Source organism: Streptomyces azureus, assembly GCF_001270025.1.
GTDB classification, from domain to species: domain Bacteria; phylum Actinomycetota; class Actinomycetes; order Streptomycetales; family Streptomycetaceae; genus Streptomyces; species Streptomyces azureus.
Genome location: NZ_DF968356.1, coordinates 1 through 16,538, shown reverse-complemented (window position 1 = coordinate 16,538; position 16,538 = coordinate 1). Strand labels below are relative to the sequence as shown.

Genomic DNA, 16,538 nt, shown 5'->3' with positions numbered 1-16,538 from the left:
CGACGAACGCTCAGGCCCCTTGACGGAACCGCGAAGTCCGATGCACAGGATCCGTATCGATCTTCGGAATCACGTGCTCCCCGACCAGCCGAATCGTCTGCAGGGTCTCGTCCTTCGGCACCCCCACCGGCAGCCCGAAACTCAACTGGTCCGCCCCCGCCTGCTCCCACCGCTTGCACTGCGTGAGCACTTCGTCCGGATCCCCGCAGATCAGCAGCTCCTCCTCGATGAGGACCTCCACGAGCTCCTCGGTGTACTCCGGCAGCGTCTCCGGCCACACCGGAAACCCCTCGGGCCGGGGAAACGTGTCGTGGTACCGGAACACCAGCGACGGCAGATAGTGCAACCCGCCGTTCGCCGCGATCCGCACCGCCTCCTCGTGCGTCGGCGCACAGATCGCCGTGGTCGTCACCATCACGTTGTCGTTGACGAAGTCGCCGACCGGCTCGGCATCCACGATCGCCGTCTTGTACTGCTCCAGCGCCCACTCCATGTCGGAGACCTTCTGCACGCTGAAGCCGAGCACACCGAGCCCTTTCCTCGCGGCCATGGCGTACGACGGCGGCGATCCGGCCGCGTACCACATCGCCGGGTGCGAGCTGCCGTACGGCTTCGGCAGGACCTTCCTCGGCGGCAGCGACCAGTGTTTGCCCTGGAAGCCGGCGTACTCGTCCTGGAGCCACATCTTGGGGAACTCGGCGATGGTCTCTTCCCAGATCTCCTTGGTGTGGTTCATGTCGGTCACACCCGGCATGAAGCCCAGGATCTCGTGCGAGCCGGCACCCCGCCCGCTGCCGAACTCGAACCGCCCCTCGCTGAGATGGTCGAGCATGGCGACCTTCTCGGCGACCTTCACGGGGTGGTTGACCGGGGCGAGCGGGTTGAAGATGCCCGAGCCCAGGTGGATCCGCTCCGTGGCGTGGGCCAGATACCCGAGGAAGACGTCGTTGGCGGAGAGGTGCGAGTACTCATCCAGGAAGTGGTGCTCGGAAGCCCAGGCGTACTTGAAGCCAGACCTGTCCGCCTGGATGACGTACTCGGTCTCCTCCATCAGCGCCTTGTGCTCGGCGAGCGGGTCGGTTTCAGCCCGTTTGCCCACGTATCCCTGTACGAAGACCCCGAATTCCAAGGAGATTCACCGCCCCACGGTCATTTCTGACGATACGTCAGATCGTTGGTCCGACTGTTCCACCGCTTCCGGGGAGCGTCAATAGCTGACTGTCCGTCAGGTCATCGGCGTCAGATGACGCTCACTCCCGCCAGCCATCCGCCGTCGATCACGAACGGCTGCCCGGTGATGTAGGAGGAGTCGTCACACGACAGGAACAGGGCGAGCCGTGCCACCTCCTCCGGCCGCCCGACCCGCCCCAGCGGCACGAGCTTGCGGTACAGCCGGTCGAGCCCCTTGGCCGCCTCCTCCGGGTCGGCGTCCGGGTCCAGCCGGGCCGGGTTGGACATCGCGGTGTCGATGGCACCCGGGCAGACGGCGTTGACGCGTATCCCCCGTCCGGCCAGCTCCAGCGCGGCCACACGGGTCAGACCGACCACGGCGTGCTTGCTCGCCGCGTACGCGCCCACCCCCGCCATTGCGGTCAGGCCGGTGTAGGAGGCGGTGTTGACGATCGTGCCCCCGTCGGCCAGCTCGGGGGCGACGGCCCTGATGCCGAGGAAGCAGCCCGCCTGGTTGACCTGGACGACCCGCATGAACTCGTCGAGGGGGGTGTCGAGGAGGGAGTTGAAGCGGAGGATGCCGGCGTTGTTGACGAGCCCGTCGACCCGGCCGTACGCGTCCTTGGCGGCGGCGACGGCCGTCTGCCAGTCGCCCTCCCGGCCGACGTCGAGATGGACGTACCGGGCACCGATCTCCTTCGCCAGGGCCTCGCCCTGTTCGTCGAGGACGTCCGCGACGACCACCCGGGCGCCCTCGGCCGAGAACAGCCTGGCCTCCTGCTCACCCTGGCCGCGCGCGGCGCCGGTGATGATGACGACCCGTCCGTCGAGCTTGCCCATGGCAGCCCCCTTCGCGCGGTGGACCTGGCGGACTCCGCATCGTAGCCGCGTATCTGATAGACCGTCAGGTTGGACGTGCTTATGGCAGCAGTGGCGCGACCGCCTCCCCGAACCGCTGTATCTGCCCGACGAGTTCGTCCCGACTGCGGCTGCGGAACCGCACCTGGACCTGGTCCACCCCCATCGCGGAAAAGGCCCGCAACGACTCGGCGATGGCGTCGGCGGGCCCGCTGAGCGTCCGCCGCCCGACGTCCCAGCCCGCCGTCCCGACGTACAGGGGCTCGGCGATGGCGCCCACGGTGAACGGGCCCTCGATCCCGGCGTCTTCCCTGAGCCGCCGAATCCGCGCGATGCGGTCCGGCAGCAGGTCCCTCGGGTCTCCCTGCGGCAGCCAGCCGTCGCCCTTGAGCGCGGCCCGTCGCAGGGCGGCCGGCGAGGACCCGCCGACCCAGAGGGGGAGACGGTCCTGCGCCGGGCGGGGCCGCTGCCCGAGCCCTTCGAAGTCGTACAGCTTGCCGTGGTGTTCGGGGAACTCGTCCGCCCCGAGGGCGGCGCGCAGGGCGTCGATCGACTCGTCCAGCACCGCCCCGCGCCGCTCGAAGTCGGCCCCCAGCACCTCGAACTCCTCCCGCACATGCCCGGCCCCGACCCCGAGGATCAGCCGGCCGCCCGACAGGTGATCGAGGGTGGCGTACTGCTTGGCGCCGAGCAGCGGATGCCGTAGTCCCACCACGGCGACGTGACTCAGCAGCCGGGTCCGTTCGGTTGCCGCCGCGAGGAAGGCGAGGGTGGCGACCGGGTCGTACCAGACCGTGCTCATCGCGGACGCGAGGCGGCGCGGGATGGCGACGTGGTCGCAGCACGCCAGGTAGGCGAACCCGGCGCGGTCGGCGGCGCGGGCGACGGCGAGGAGGTCCTCGGGTCCGGCGGCGGCTTCCCAGGGCTCGGCGTAGAGGGTGCTCTGGGACTGGACCGGGAGCTGGATCCCGTAGGCCAGGCTCACCGCGCCCCGTCCCAGAGCCCGTCGTCGGTCAGGCCCAGCAGTTCGATCGCGTTCCGCCGCACGATCCGTTCCACCACCTCAGGATCCAGGTGACCCATCTGCGCCTCGCCGACCTCGCGGGACTTGGGCCAGGTGGAGTCGGAGTGGGGGTAGTCGGTCTCGTAGAGGACGTTCCCGACCCCGATGGCGTCCAGGTTGCGCAGTCCGAAGGCGTCGTCGAAGAAGCAGCCGTAGACGTGCTCGGCGAACAGCTCGGACGGCGGCCGGTGCACCTTGTCGGCGACGCCGCCCCAGCCGCGGTTCTCCTCCCACACGACATCGGCCCGCTCCAGGATGTAGGGGATCCAGCCGATCTGCCCCTCGGCGTACATGACCTTGAGGTTCGGGAACTGCTCGAACTTGCCGCTCATCAGCCAGTCGACCATCGAGAAGCAGCAGTTGGCGAAGGTGATGGTGGAGCCGACGGCGGGCGGGGCATCGGCGGAGGTGGAGGGCATCCGGCTGCTGCTGCCGATGTGCATGGCGACGACCGTGCCGGTCTCGTCGCACGCGGCGAGGAAGGGGTCCCAGTCGTCGGTGTGGATGGAGGGGAGCCCGAGGTACGGCGGTATCTCGGAGAAGGCGACGGCACGGACACCGCGGGCGGCGTTCCGCCGGACCTCCTCGGCGGCCAACTCGGGGTCCCAGAGAGGGATCAGGGTGAGCGGGATGAGCCGCCCGTGTGCCTCGGGGCCGCACCACTCCTCCACCATCCAGTCGTTGTAGGCACGGACGCAGAGCAGTCCCAGCTCGTGGTCCTTCGCCTCGGTGAAGGTCTGGCCGCAAAAACGCGGGAACGTCGGGAAGCAGAGGGCGGACTGGACGTGGTTGACGTCCATGTCGGCGAGCCGGGCCGGGACGTCGTAGGAGCCGGGCCGCATCTGCTCGTAGGTGATGACCTCGAGCTTGATCTCGTCCCTGCTGTACCCCACGGCGGTGTCGAGCCGGGTCAGGGGCCGCCGCAGTTCCTCGTAGACCCACCAGTCACCGACGGGGCCGTCGTCACCGGGCTCGCCCATGACGGGCCGGAAGCGCCCGCCGAGGAACGTCATCTCCTTCACGGGCGCACGGACGATCCGGGGGCCGACGCCTCGGTACTTCTCCGGGAGCCGGTCCTGCCAGACGGTCGCGGGCTCCACCGTGTGGTCGTCCACGGAGATGATCAGCGGAAACGTGCTCTCGTGGGTGTCCATGGAGCTCAAGGTAGCGCCGATCTGACGGTGCGTCAGCATGCCGAGGCGAGACGACGATGCGGACATCGCAGGCCATCCGGTCGGGTGCTGCGCGGCCTGAAGCGGCGGAAACAAAAGGTGGGGCCGAGTTGAGACTCGGCCCCACCTTTAAGTTGGACAACCTTGATCAGGTCGCGTGCAGGTCGTTCGTGGTGACCGGCGTGGTCGTCGCGTGCAGGTCGTTCGTGGTGACCGGCGTGGTCGTCGCGTGCATGTCGTTCGTGGTGACCGGCGTGGTCGTCGCGTGCATGTCAGCGAATGCCGGACCTGATGCTCCGATCATGGCCGCTGCCGCGATCGCGACGGTCACAAGAGCCTTGTTGGTGCGGGTCATTTCAGCTCCCGAATGTGGATGAAGCTTGGATCTGCAGTGACGGTAGCGCCTGAAGATGTGAACGTTCGACAGAATCGAACACATTGAGCCATAGAACGACTGGAACCGCACGTCAGGACACGCATCGGCCGCGACGGCTCCCCCTCCGCGCCGCCGCGGCCGATCTCCCCGCAGTCCCCCGTTGGACCTGGTCGGTCAGGCCTTCTCGTCCGAGATATGCGTGTCCAGCGGCTTCGCGGTGCCGCTGGAGATGTGCGTGTCGAGAGGCTTGACGTCGCCCGGGTCCGCCTCCTCGCTGGAGATGTGGGTGTCCAGGGGCTTGATGTCCCCGTCCTTCCCGCCGGAGATGTGCGTGTCCTCGGGCTTGACCGTGTCGCTCATGATCTGCACCTCTCTCTGTGACATGACCGGTTCGAGGGACGCCCGTCCGGCAACTCCCCCGTGGGTTGCCGAACGAGCGTCCGCAGGCCGGTACACCGTATGTGTACGGCCGTGGACCAAACCGTCTGCCCCCCGACGCGACGGGTTGGTGGCAAGAGAGTGCCGTGCGGCGATAAACGAACGATGAACGCCCGCTCATAATCCGCGCTCAGGACGCCACCGGACTGAGAAGTGCGCGGACCTCGGAGGCCTCGGCGGAGCCCAGCTTCTCGTAAATCGTCAGGGCTTCGTTCCAGCAGGCACGGGCGCGGTCGGGCTGGCCCAGCTCGGACAGGGCCCTGCCCAGCACCGTGAGGACCGTTCCGCGACGCCACTCCCCGCCGATGCCGCGCAGGGCGATGGCTTGCTCGGCGTGGGCGGCGGCGAGCGGCGGGCAGCCGGCCGCCAGGTGAACCTCCGCGATGCGGAAGTGCGTCACGCCTTCCCAGAGCGGCTGACGGTTCTCCTGGAAGACGGCCAGCGCTGCCGTGAGTTGCGCCAGCGCGTCGTCGTAACGGCCGGCGACGGTCAGCGCGAGTCCGAGGGCGTACCTGCCGTTGGCCAGACGCAGCGCCGCACCGAGATTGTCGTATATCTCGATGCCCTGTTCCGCCAGGGAGATGGCGGTGCTCGTCTTGCCCAGGGCCAGATGCACACGGGAGAGGTTGCACAGCGCGCTGGCCTCCCCCGGAACGTTCGCGTCCTCGCGGAAGTTGTCCAGCGCGATGCTCAGGTAGGTCTCGGCTTCCTCGAGCCGGTTCCTGTAGAAGGCGATGACGCCGAGTTCGAGGGGCGCGTTGCACTTCGACCACGGATCCCCGGAGGACGCCAGCGACATCGCCCTCCTCGCCTCGACAGCCGCTTCGTCGAAGCGCCCCGCGCGCACGTGCACCTGCGCCAGGGTGGTTCGCGCCTGAGCCTCGGCGTGTGCGTCGCCCAGTTCCTCGGCCGCACCGCACAGCGCGGTGGCGGCCCGCTCGTAGGAGAGCGAGCTGGCGCCGGACTCCGAGAGGTCCTTCGCCACCAGGAGGAGACTGGCGGCCCGCCGGAGCGTGGGGGCGGGCAACGACTGCCTGACGCAGGCCAGCAGACACTCGGCCTCGCCGAAGAGCCAGTCCAGGGCGGATTCCCTCGTGCCGAAGGACAGCCCCTCGTGCGTGGTCGCGGCCAGATGGTCCACCAGCCGGTCTCCCGGCCGCTCGATCGCGTACACCCCCGCCGCGGACGCCAGATAGAAGTCCAGCAGCCGCGACAGCGCCGCCTCCCGCTCGCTCGGCGGCTGCTCGTCCCTTTCCGCACAGGCACGCGCGTAGAGCCGTACCAGATCGTGGAAGCGGTAGCGGCCGGGAGCGGCCGACTCGAGCAGTGAGGTGTCCACCAGGGATTCCAGGAGGTCCTCGGTGTCCTCCACGGGCAGGTCGAGGATCGCCGCCGCGGCCGGGAGGGAGATGTCCGGGCCGTCGGCCAGGCCCAGCAGGCGGAAGGCGCGGGCCTGGGCGGGCTCCAGCTGTCCGTAGCCGAGCTCGAAGGTGGCCTTCACCGCCAGGTCGCCGGCCTGGAGTTCGTCCAGGCGGCGGCGCTCGTCGGCGAGCTTCGCCGCGAGGACCGACACCGTCCAGGTACGGCGGGCCGCCAGGCGGGAGGCCGCGATGCGGATCGCCAACGGCAGGAAGCCGCAGGCCGCGACCACGTCCAGGGCGGCCTTCCGCTCGGACGCCACCCGTTCCTCGCCCACGATCTTCGTGAACAGCGCCAGGGCCTCGTCCGGCGCCATCACGTCCAGGTCGATCAGGTGGGCGCCCGCCAGGTCCACCATCCGCACCCGGGAGGTGACCAGCGCGGCGCAGCCGTCCGTGCCGGGCAGCAGGGGGCGTACCTGGGCGGCGTCGCGGGCGTTGTCCAGCAGGACCAGGACGCGGCGGCCGGCCAGGACCGAGCGGTACAGCGCCGCGCGTTCCTCCAGGGAGTCCGGGATCGCCGTGTCGGCCGTGCCGAGTGCGCGCAGGAACGAGCCCAGGACCGTCTCCGGCTCCGCCGCCCGGGCGCCCGCACCCTGGAGGTCGACGTACAGCTGTCCGTCCGGGAACGCACCGCGTGCCTGGTGGGCCACGTGCACCGCGAGTGTCGTCTTGCCCACGCCACCGATGCCGGCCAGGGCCGAGACCGCCATGACCCGGTTCTCGGCCGAGGCCAGGATGTCACCGACCTCACGGACGAAGCCGGAGCGGCCGGTGAAGTCCGGCACCGTCGCCGGCAGCTGCGCCGGGCGTACCGGGACCGAGGCGGGCTCGGGGGCCGGGGAGGAGGGCTCCGCCAGCCCCGGGTCGGCCTGGAGGATCCGCTGTTGCAGTTCGCTGAGGCCGGGGCGCGGGTCCACGCCCAGTTCGTCGGCGAGCAGGCGCCGGGTGTCGGCGTACACGGCGAGGGCCTCGGCCTGGCGGCCGCTGCGGTACAGCGCCAGCATCAGCAGTTCGCGGAGCCGCTCGCGGAGCGGATGGGCCGCTGTGAGGGCGGTGAGCTCCGAGACCGCCTCCGCGTGGCAGCCCTGCTCAAGGTCCATGTCCAGCCGGGACTCGACCAGCTGGAGCCGCCACTCCTCCAGGCGGACGCGCTGCGCCTCCGCGTACGGGCCCGGTACGCCGGCCAGCGTCTCCCCGTCCCACAGGGCGAGGGCGCGCCGCAGCACCTCACGGGCGTGGCAGAGGTCGCCGGCCGACCGGGCCTTCTCCGCCTCGGTCGCCAGGTCCTGGGCGACGGCGAGGTCCAGGGCGCCGTCACCGAGGCCCCGTATCGCGTATCCGCCGGATTCGCTGACCAGGACACCGGGGTCCAGCACCTTGCGCAGGCGGGAGGCGTACGTCCGCAGCGCCGCCAGGGCCTGCGAGGGCGGTTCCTCGCCCCACAGGGCGTCGATCAGCTCCGCGGCCGTGGCCGTCCGGCCCTCGCGCAGCAGCAGGGCGGCGAGCAGGGCGCGCTGCTGGGGGGAACCGGTGGTGAGGGGCTCGTCGCCACGCCAGGCGCGCACCGGTCCGAGCACGCCGAAGCGCAGCGCCGCCCGCGCCGTCGGTCCCCCCGACTCCGCCGACTCCGGCGGCTGTGCCGAGGAGTCGGAACGCCGCTGCTCCGGTACGCGCGGTACACCGTCCGGTACACCGTCCATGCAGTCCCCCTAGACATCCTGAGCAACCACGCCAGTTTGCCTTGTGCACGGCGGATACGTCAGCCGTGGGGGACACCGATCACAGGGCGACGCACGGGAGTCCACAAGGTCCGCACACTCTCTCCGCTTCCGAGGACCGCGCCGCTCTTCTGCGGTGTCCGGATGGACGAGTGTTGCCGGGACATGTGTCGGCGTGCCGCGTCATAGTGGGTCACGCAGATCAGCACCCGGCCCGACGGTGAAGGTGGCGCCCCATGCCCGGCGAGCAGCCCCAGTTGTACGAGACGCTCGACGAGCGCTTCCGCACCGGCCGGTGTCAGGCGGGGGACTCGCGGCTGGAGACGTTGTTCGAGGGGTGCCGGTGGGCCGAGGGGCCGGTGTACGTGCCGGCCGGGCGGTATCTGCTGTGGAGCGACATCCCGAACGACCGGCTGCTGCGGTGGGACGAGACCACCGGGTCCGTCGGGGTGTTCCGCTCGCCCGCCGGGTACCCCAACGGCAACACCCTGGACGGCCAGGGCCGGCTCATCACCTGCGAGCAGGGCAACCGGCGGGTGACCCGGACCGAGCACGACGGCTCGGTCACGGTGATCGCCGAGCGGTTCCGGGGGAAGCGGCTCAACAGCCCGAACGACGCCGTCGTGAGGTCCGACGGGTCGGTGTGGTTCTCCGATCCCGAGTTCGGGATCGCGACCGACTACGAGGGGCACCGCGGGGAGAGCGAGATCGGGGCCCGGAACGTGTACCGGGTGGACCCCGGCAGCGGCGAGGTGCGAGTGGCCGCCGAGGGGTTCCAGGGCCCCAACGGGCTGGTGTTCTCCCCCGACGAGCGCAAGCTGTACGTGTCGGACAGCGTGGCCAATCACATCCGCGTCTTCGACGTCCGCCCGAATGGCACCCTGACCGGCGGCGACGTCTTCGCCGAGTGCCGGAACGGCAACTTCGACAACATCCGGTTCGACGACGAGGGACGTCTGTGGGCCGCCGCCATGCACGGCGGTGTGCATTGCTACGACCCCGACGGCACGCTCCTCGGGCGCGTCCTCGTGCCCGGCACCGTGGCCAACATCCGGTTCGGCGGCGCCCGGCGCAACCGGCTGTTCATCGCCGCCGACAACACCCTCTACTCCCTCGTCATGTCCGTCACCGGGACCCCGCCGCTGCCGCCGGTCAGCCGCTGAGGAGGCCGTCCCGCAGCGCCCCCTTCACGACCTTCCCGCTCGCGTTGCGGGGCAGCTCCGCCACGAACTCCACCGTCCTCGGGACCTTGTAGTTCGCCATCTCCCTGCGGGACCAGGCGATCAGGTCGTCGGCGGTCAGCAGTGCGCCCGGGCGCCGGACGACGTACGCCTTGCCGGCCTCACCCAGCCGGGCGTCGGGGACGCCGATCACCGCCACGTCCGCCACGTCCGGGTGGAGGCCCAGGAGTTGCTCTATCTCGGCGGGATAGGCGTTGAAGCCGCCGACGATGAACATGTCCTTGAGGCGGTCGGTGATGCGCAGGTTGCCCGCGGCGTCCAGGACGCCGACGTCGCCCGTGCGCAGCCAGCCGTCCTCCGAGAGCACCTCGGCGGTGGCGGCCTCGTCCTCGTAGTAGCCGGTCATGACGCTGAAGCCGCGGACCAGGACCTCGCCCGGTGTGCCGGTCTCCAGGGGCTCGCCCCGGGAGTTCGCGACCCGTACCTCCGTGCCGGGGATCGCGCGGCCCGACGTCGAGGCGATCACCGCCGGGTCGTCGCCGCGCCGGCACATCGTGACGATGCCGCCGGCCTCGGAGAGGCCGTAGGCCGTCAGGACCGTGTCGACGCCGAGTTCCCCACGCAGCCGCTCGACGAGTCTCAGCGGCACCACCGCCGCTCCCGTCACCATGAGGCGCAGTGCCGACAGGTCGTGCGCGTCCCGTGCCGGGTGGTCCAGGAGGGACTGGAGGAGGGTCGGCGGGCCGGGGAGCACCGAGACCCGTTCCGCCGCGATGTTGGCCAGGACCGTGTTCACGTTGAACACCGGCTGGGGAATCATCGTCGCGCCCCGCGTCAGGCAGGCGATTACCCCGGCCTTGTAGCCGAAGGTGTGGAAGAACGGGTTGACGATGAGGTAGCGGTCGCCCCGGGTCAGGCCCGCCAGGTCGCTCCAGATGTCGTACGCCCGCAGCGTCTGCGCATGGGTGATGACCGCGCCCTTCGGGCGGCCCGTCGTGCCCGAGGTGAAGACGATGTCCGAGGGCCGGGAGCCGTCGACCGCGTCCGCCCTCGCCCGCACCTGTGCCGTCCCGACCGCCTCTCCGCTCGCCAGGAAGTCCTTCCAGGTGAGGAAGTCCGCCGGGGCGTCGTCCGAGAGGACCACCACCTGCTCCAGGGCTGGCAGGCCGGGCAGCGGGCCGGCGGCTTCGCGGACACTCCCCAGGCCCTGCCCCGCCGCTCTGCGCAGCGACGCCACGTACGACGTGCCGAGGAACGTGCCCGTCACGAACAGCAGCCGCGCCCCGCTGCGGCGCAGGACGTCCGCCGCCTCGGCGCCCTTGAACCGGGTGTTCAACGGCACGAGCACCGCACCCGCCGAGACCGCGCCCAGGGCGCTGACGATCCAGTCGAGGGTGTTCGGCGCCCAGATGCCGACCCGGTCGCCCGGCCGGACGCCGTGCGCCAGGCAGGCCGCCGCCGCGCGCTCCACACGGGCGCCCAGCTCCGCGTAGGTGATCCGGGTGCGGCCCTCGACGACCGCCTCGGCGTCCGCGTACCGCTCGGCCGCCGTCCGCACCAGGCCCGGGATGCTTCCCCACTCCGTATCCGCTCGCACAGCGCGCCTCCCGAAGGCATAGGAGCTGACTGTCCGTCAGATTATCGGTAACCTGACGACCTGTCAGCGACCGTTCGGCCCCGGAGGTGCGCGCACATGGCAGCAGGATCGGGCGGCCTCAAGGACGCCACCGCCATCGTCGGCATAGGCCAGACGCCCTTCGCCAAGCGGCTCCCCGAGGACGAGCGCACCCTCGCCTGCCGTGCCGTCCTGGCCGCCCTCGACGACGCCGGGATCGCGCCCGGCGAGGTCGACGCCCTCGCCTCCTACACCATGGAGGAGACGGACGAGGTGGAGCTGGCGAAGGCCTGCGGCTTCGGAGACCTCACCTTCTTCAGCAAAGTCGGCTACGGAGGCGGCGGTTCGTGTGCCACCGTCGCCCATCTCGCCGCCGCCGTCGCCGCCGGTCAGGCGAACGTCGGCGTCGCCTGGCGGTCACGCAAGCGGGGCAGCGGGCCCCGGCCGTGGACCAACACCGCCGTCCAGCTGCCGACCCCGGCCCAGTGGACCCGGCCGTTCGGGCTGCTCAGGCCGGTCGACGAGATCGCCATGCTCACCCGTCGCTACATGCACGAGTACGGGGCCACCCGCGATCACCTGTTCAACGTCGCCCTGGCCTGCCGGAACCGCGCCAACCAGAACCCCGCCGCGATCATGTACGACCGGCCCCTCACCCGCGAGATGTACATGACGTCCCGCTGGATCAGCGAGCCCCTGTGCCTCTTCGACAACTGCCTGGAGACGGACGGGGCGCTGGCCTGTGTCGTCGTCTCCGCCGAGCGTGCCCGGGACTGCCGCCGGAAACCCGTCTACGTCCATTCCGCCGCCCAGTCGCTCCCCGCCCAGCACCACGGCATGGTCAACTACTGGAACGACGACCCCCTCACCGGACCGGCCTGGACCGCCGCCCGGCACCTGTGGAAGCACTCCGACCTGACGCCTCAGGACGTGGACGTCGCGCAGATCTACGACGCCTTCACGCCCCTGGTCCTGCTGTCCCTGGAGGGCTACGGCTTCTGCGGGCGGGGCGAGGGCGGGGCGTTCACCGAGGGCGGGGCGCTGGAGACCGGCGGGCCGCTGCCCGTGAACACCGGCGGGGGCGGGCTGTCCGAGGCCTATGTGCACGGCTTCAACCTCGTCAACGAAGGGGTGAAGCAGTTGCGCGGGACCAGTACCGCGCAGGTGCCGGGCGCGTCGGCCTGCCTGGTCACGGCGGGTGAAGGGGTGCCCACCTCCGCCCTTCTGCTGAGGAGTTGAGATGCTGCGTCCCGTCACCGACACCGACGGCGCGCCCTTCTGGGAGTACGCCGCCCGGGGCGAGCTCCGTGTCCAGGCCTGTGCCGGCTGCGGTGAGCTCCGTTTCCCGCCCCGGCCCTGCTGCCCGCACTGCCAGTCGTTCGAGGCCGAGTGGCGCCGCGTCTCCGGCCGGGGCCGCGTCTGGTCGTACGTCGTCCCGCATCCGCCGCTGCTGCCCGGCTATGCCGAGCTGGCGCCGTACAACGTGGTCGTCGTCGAGCTCGACGAGGCGCCTCGCATCCGGCTCGTGGGCAACCTCGTCGCCGGGCCCGGTGAGCCGATCAACTCCCTTGCCACGGCCGGTCTCCGGATCGGCACCCGGGTGCGGGCCGTCTTCGACGACGGACTCCCCAGGTGGGTTCCGGAGCGGTCATGAGCAGTGTGCTGGTGAGTGCCGACGAGGACAGCGGGGTCGCGGTCGTCACCCTGAACCGGCCGGCCCGGCTCAACGCCGTCGATCTGGAGATGGCCGGAGAACTCGCCCGCGTCTGGCGGGAGTTTCGGTTCGACGACTCGGTGCGGGCCGTCGTCCTCACCGGGGCCGGCGAACGTGCCTTCTGTACGGGCATCGACCGGGACGCCCTCGTGCCGCAGCCGAGCTCGCCGTACGCGCAGGACGATCCGCTGCTCGGCATCGGGCCGAAGGCGAACGACCTGTGGAAGCCGGTCGTCGCCGCCGTGCGCGGGATGGCCTGCGGGGGTGCCTTCTACCTGCTCGGGGAGGCGGAGTTCGTGGTCGCCGACACCACCGCCGCCTTCTTCGACCCGCACACCACCTACGGCATGGTCAGCGCCTACGAGTCCGTCCTGATGGCGCAGCGCATGCCGTACGGGGAGGTGGCGCGGATGGCGTTGATGGGCACGGCGGAGCGGATCTCGGCGCGGCGGGCGTACGACGTCGGGCTGGTGTCGGAACTCGTCGCGGAAGGCGAGGCGCTGGGGGCGGCGCGGGCGTGCGCCGCCGTGATCGCCGGGTACCCGACCGAGGCCGTACAGGGGACCGTGCGGGCGCTGTGGGCCGCGAGTGAGGCCGGCCGGGCCCAGGGGGTCGCGCAGGCGCCGCACCTCATCGCGCTCGGGAATCTGACCGGCGAGCGGCAGGCCCGGTTGTTCGCGGGGCGGCGGCGGGAGCACCGGGTGCGTTGACGCCGGTCGCGCTCGTGTGCCGGTTGCGGCAGGGTGCAGGGACAGAAGTCGTTTACCCATACACGCGTATGCTCGACGGGTGGTTGAGCATCGGATGATCGACGTGAACGGCATACGGCTGCACATCGCGGAGCAGGGCCAGGGCCCGCTCGTGGTGCTGCTGCACGGGTTCCCGGAGTCCTGGCACTCCTGGCGGCACCAGTTCGGGCCGCTGGCCGAGGCCGGTTTCCGGGTGGTCGCGCCCGACCAGCGCGGATACGGGCGCAGCGATCACCCCGAGGACGTGGACGCGTACAGCATCCTCCACCTGGTGGGCGACGTGGTCGGGCTGGTCCACGCGCTGGGCGAGGAGCGGGCGTTCGTCGTCGGGCACGACTGGGGAGCGCCGGTGGCCTGGCACACCGCGCTGCTGCGGCCGGACGTGGTGCGCGGGGTGGCGGGGCTGAGCGTGCCGCCGCCGTTCCGTGGCGGGCAGCCACCGCTCACCGCCATGCGGGAGCGGTTCGGCGGGCGCTTCTACTGGAACTACTTCGAGCAGCCCGGGGTCGCCGAGGCCGAGTTCACCGCCGACACCCGCACCACCCTGCGCAAGCTGCTGTACTCCGCCTCGGGTGACGCCCCGGGTGCCGGACGCCCCGAGCAGGCCCTGGTCGACCCGGAGCGCGGCTGGCTGGCGGACGCCCCCGACCCCGAGGTGCTGCCCGGGTGGCTGACCGAGGAGGACCTCGACGTCCTCACCGACAGCTACGCGCGGGGCTTCACCGGCGCGCTCAACTGGTACCGCAACCTGGACCGCAACTGGGAGCTGACCGCCCCCTGGCAGGGCGCGGTCGTGTCCCCGCCCGCGCTGTACGTGTACGGCGACCGGGACCTGGTCCCGGCCTTCCCGGGCACGCCCGAACTGATCGAGAAGCTGCCGGAGTTGATGCCGAACCTGCGCCGGAAGCCGCTCGTGCTGCCGGGCTGCGGCCACTGGACGCAGCAGGAGCGGCCCGCCGAGGTGAACGAGGCGCTGCTCGACTTCCTGACGGAGCTGCGGGGCTGAAGTCGCGTCAGCCCCGGTTCCGTTCAGTCGTCGACGAGGGCCTGGCGGTCGACCTCGCAGTGGTCGACCGAGTCCACCAGGCCCGTGGCGCCCACCTCGACCTCGACGGTCGCCTTGCCCTGGGCGGGGACCGTGACGTCCGCGTACCGGTCGACGACGGTGATGCCCCGGGCGTCCTCGAAGGTCACCGAGACGGAGAACGTGGCCTTGCGGCCGTTGGGGTTGCTGACCTCGACGGTCGCGTGAGGGGACGCGGGGGTCGCGCAGGTCACCAGCTTCGCGGTGCCGTCCCGCAGGGCTTTGCCGGAGCCGGACGAGGACGTCGGCGTGGAGCCGTGGTTCGGCCTGCGGTTGTAGGAGCCGCCGCCGCTGGTTCCGTAGTCATCGTCGTCGCCGGAACCGTAGGAGCCGCCCGAGCCGTACGAACCGCCGCCCGACGTCGACGACCTCGAACTGTCGTGGTCCTGGCTGGAGCTGCTGCACCCGCCCCCGCCGCCGTGGCTGCCGCCGCGGCCCCGGCCCGTCGAGAAGCCGGTCAGTGCCAGTACCACCAGGACCAGCACCGCTGTCAACCTGAGCCTGCGCCCCCGTATCTGCATGGCGGACAGCCTAGTGATCACCTGTCACGGTCATGTCACCGCGCCGCGACCGGTGCGTACCCGGCGCAGCGTCCTGGGTGAGAGCGGTGTCCGGAACCCCTTCCCCGCGCCGGTACGACGGCCGTCCCCGGGCGCGTCACGCGGTGCGCGCCGTGCCCGTGCCCTTCTCCGCGTCCAGGGCGTACACGCAGCGGTCCTTGCTGCACGCGTACACCACTCCGTCCCGGACGACCGGGGAGCCGGTGATCTCGCCGCCGGTGGCGAGCTTCCAGCGGAGCCGGCCGTCGTCGGCCTTCAGGGTGTAGAGCAGGTGGTCGGTGGAGCCGAAGTGGATACGGCCCTCGGCCACCGAGGGGGCGCCCACGATGTCGCCGCCCGCCTGGAAGCGCCACTTGGGTGTGCCGGTGACCGCGTCGAGGGTGTAGAGGCCCTTGCCGCTGCCCACGTGGACGTGGCCGGCGGCGACCAGGACGGGGTCGACGGACGCCCGGGACTCGGTGGCGATGCGCCAGCGGTCACGGCCGTCGGTGGCGTCGAGGGCGTAGACGGTGCCGAGGTAGTCGGCCAGGTAGATGCCCCCGCCGGTGACGGCCGGTCCGGGGACGAAGGTGGGCGGGGAGAGGAACGCGGCCGGGGCCTCGAAATGCCACTTGACGTGCCCGGCGGCCACGTCGAGGGCGAGGACGCGGGTGCCGGCGCAGACGTAGACGTAGCCGTCGGTCGCCTGGGCGATCCGGACCGGGACGCCGCCGCAGGAGGCCGCGTCGCCGATGGGGTACGACCAGCGCTCGTCGCCGGTGCGGGCGTCCAGGGCGCGCAGCCGGGCGTCCTGCCACACGTAGACCGTGCCGTCGTGCAGGGCGGGCCCGGCCTCGGGGGACTCGAAGTCGCTCTGGCAGCCGGTGACCTCCCAGAGCTTCTGCCCGTTCGAGGCCTCCCAGCCCTGGACGCCGCCGCCCCGGGTGCCGGTGACGACGGTGCCGCGGCCGGCCTTGAGGGAGTAGACCCAGGCGTCCGTCTGGAGGCGCCACAGGTCGGCGCCCTCGCGGGCGTCGAGGGCGAACAGGGTGGGCCCGTCGGAGGCGTGGATACGGCCGTCCGCGACCGCCATGGACCATGCGACGTCCCGGGTCTTGAAGCGGCGGCGGCCGGTGGCCACGTCCAGCGCGTGTACCTCGAAGGAGGTGACGTAGACCAGGTCACCGTCGACGGAGGGGGTGCCCCAGACGTCGTTCGACATGCGGAAACGCCAGGGCCGCCAGCCGCTCGCCTGCTCGGGCGGCGCGGCCGGGGCCGGGGGCGCGGCGGCGGCAGGGCCTACGGCAGGGTCTGCGCCGTTGACGCCGGGGCGGGGCTTGGACCAGGAGGCGGCGAGGGCGGTCTCCGGAGGGGGTGCCTTCACGGCGGCGGCACGGACGTCGGCGACTCGCGGGCCCGGGCCGATGGGCACCTGGGCGC

The 16,538-nt window shown here is 71.4% G+C and carries 15 protein-coding genes; 5 read left to right on the top strand and 10 right to left on the bottom strand.

The features are described 5' to 3' along the window. Nucleotides 1–10: 10 nt before the first annotated feature. The 7 genes from AOQ53_RS27505 to AOQ53_RS27475 form a co-directional block, all read right to left on the bottom strand. Complete coding sequence (locus tag AOQ53_RS27505) at nt 11–1,129, bottom strand: LLM class flavin-dependent oxidoreductase (protein WP_078945541.1); 1,119 nt, start codon at nt 1,127–1,129, stop codon at nt 11–13. 110 nt (nt 1,130–1,239) lie between these two features. Then, on the bottom strand, nt 1,240–2,010 hold the full coding sequence (locus AOQ53_RS27500) for an SDR family NAD(P)-dependent oxidoreductase (RefSeq protein ID WP_059421300.1): 771 nt from the start codon (nt 2,008–2,010) through the stop codon (nt 1,240–1,242). 79 nt (nt 2,011–2,089) lie between these two features. Continuing rightward, nucleotides 2,090–3,007, bottom strand: a complete 918-nt coding sequence (locus tag AOQ53_RS27495) for a TIGR03619 family F420-dependent LLM class oxidoreductase (RefSeq protein ID WP_167745773.1) — start codon at nt 3,005–3,007, stop codon at nt 2,090–2,092. 2 nt (nt 3,008–3,009) lie between these two features. After that, nucleotides 3,010–4,245 carry an amidohydrolase family protein gene (locus tag AOQ53_RS27490; protein WP_059421297.1) on the bottom strand — a complete coding sequence of 412 codons (1,236 nt, stop codon included), beginning with the start codon at nt 4,243–4,245 and terminating at the stop codon, nt 3,010–3,012. Between the two features lie 166 nt (nt 4,246–4,411). Continuing rightward, nucleotides 4,412–4,618 carry a hypothetical protein gene (locus AOQ53_RS27485; RefSeq protein WP_059421295.1) on the bottom strand — a complete coding sequence of 69 codons (207 nt, stop codon included), beginning with the start codon at nt 4,616–4,618 and terminating at the stop codon, nt 4,412–4,414. 195 nt (nt 4,619–4,813) lie between these two features. Continuing rightward, entirely contained in the window at nt 4,814–4,999 is a 186-nt protein-coding gene (locus tag AOQ53_RS27480; protein ID WP_086605270.1) for a hypothetical protein, read from the bottom strand. 208 nt (nt 5,000–5,207) lie between these two features. Continuing rightward, on the bottom strand, nt 5,208–8,198 hold the full coding sequence (locus tag AOQ53_RS27475) for an AfsR/SARP family transcriptional regulator (RefSeq protein ID WP_059421293.1): 2,991 nt from the start codon (nt 8,196–8,198) through the stop codon (nt 5,208–5,210). 254 nt (nt 8,199–8,452) lie between these two features. Here AOQ53_RS27475 and AOQ53_RS27470 point away from each other — a divergent pair, with 254 nt between their 5' ends. After that, entirely contained in the window at nt 8,453–9,379 is a 927-nt protein-coding gene (locus AOQ53_RS27470) for an SMP-30/gluconolactonase/LRE family protein (protein ID WP_059421291.1), read from the top strand. Here AOQ53_RS27470 and AOQ53_RS27465 read toward each other — a convergent pair. Then, nucleotides 9,369–10,994, bottom strand: coding sequence for a FadD3 family acyl-CoA ligase (locus tag AOQ53_RS27465; RefSeq protein WP_059421289.1), 1,626 nt, complete (start codon nt 10,992–10,994; stop codon nt 9,369–9,371). The genes AOQ53_RS27470 and AOQ53_RS27465 overlap by 11 nt on opposite strands. A gap of 96 nt (nt 10,995–11,090) precedes the next feature. On the opposite strand from AOQ53_RS27465, the gene AOQ53_RS27460 reads away from it, so the two are divergent. The 4 genes from AOQ53_RS27460 to AOQ53_RS27445 all read left to right on the top strand — a co-directional run bounded on the left by AOQ53_RS27460 (nt 11,091) and on the right by AOQ53_RS27445 (nt 14,481). After that, nucleotides 11,091–12,251 (top strand): lipid-transfer protein, encoded by a 1,161-nt coding sequence (locus tag AOQ53_RS27460; protein WP_059421288.1) that lies wholly within the window; start codon nt 11,091–11,093, stop codon nt 12,249–12,251. A 1-nt stretch (nt 12,252) separates the two neighbouring features. After that, a complete protein-coding gene (locus tag AOQ53_RS27455; protein ID WP_059421287.1) occupies nt 12,253–12,666 on the top strand; it encodes a Zn-ribbon domain-containing OB-fold protein in 414 nt (137 codons plus the stop codon). Continuing rightward, entirely contained in the window at nt 12,663–13,436 is a 774-nt protein-coding gene (locus AOQ53_RS27450; protein ID WP_059421286.1) for an enoyl-CoA hydratase/isomerase family protein, read from the top strand. Before AOQ53_RS27455 ends, AOQ53_RS27450 begins: the two co-directional genes overlap by 4 nt. 94 nt (nt 13,437–13,530) lie before the next feature. Then, nucleotides 13,531–14,481, top strand: coding sequence for an alpha/beta fold hydrolase (locus tag AOQ53_RS27445; protein WP_059421285.1), 951 nt, complete (start codon nt 13,531–13,533; stop codon nt 14,479–14,481). 23 nt (nt 14,482–14,504) lie between these two features. Here the strand turns inward: AOQ53_RS27445 and AOQ53_RS45295 are convergent, their stop codons facing one another. Beyond that, a complete protein-coding gene (locus AOQ53_RS45295; protein ID WP_059421284.1) occupies nt 14,505–15,080 on the bottom strand; it encodes a hypothetical protein in 576 nt (191 codons plus the stop codon). Nucleotides 15,081–15,216: 136 nt separating this feature from the next. Beyond that, nucleotides 15,217–16,538: outer membrane protein assembly factor BamB family protein (locus AOQ53_RS27435; RefSeq protein ID WP_236711846.1), on the bottom strand; the 1,322-nt coding region annotated here is incomplete at its 5' end.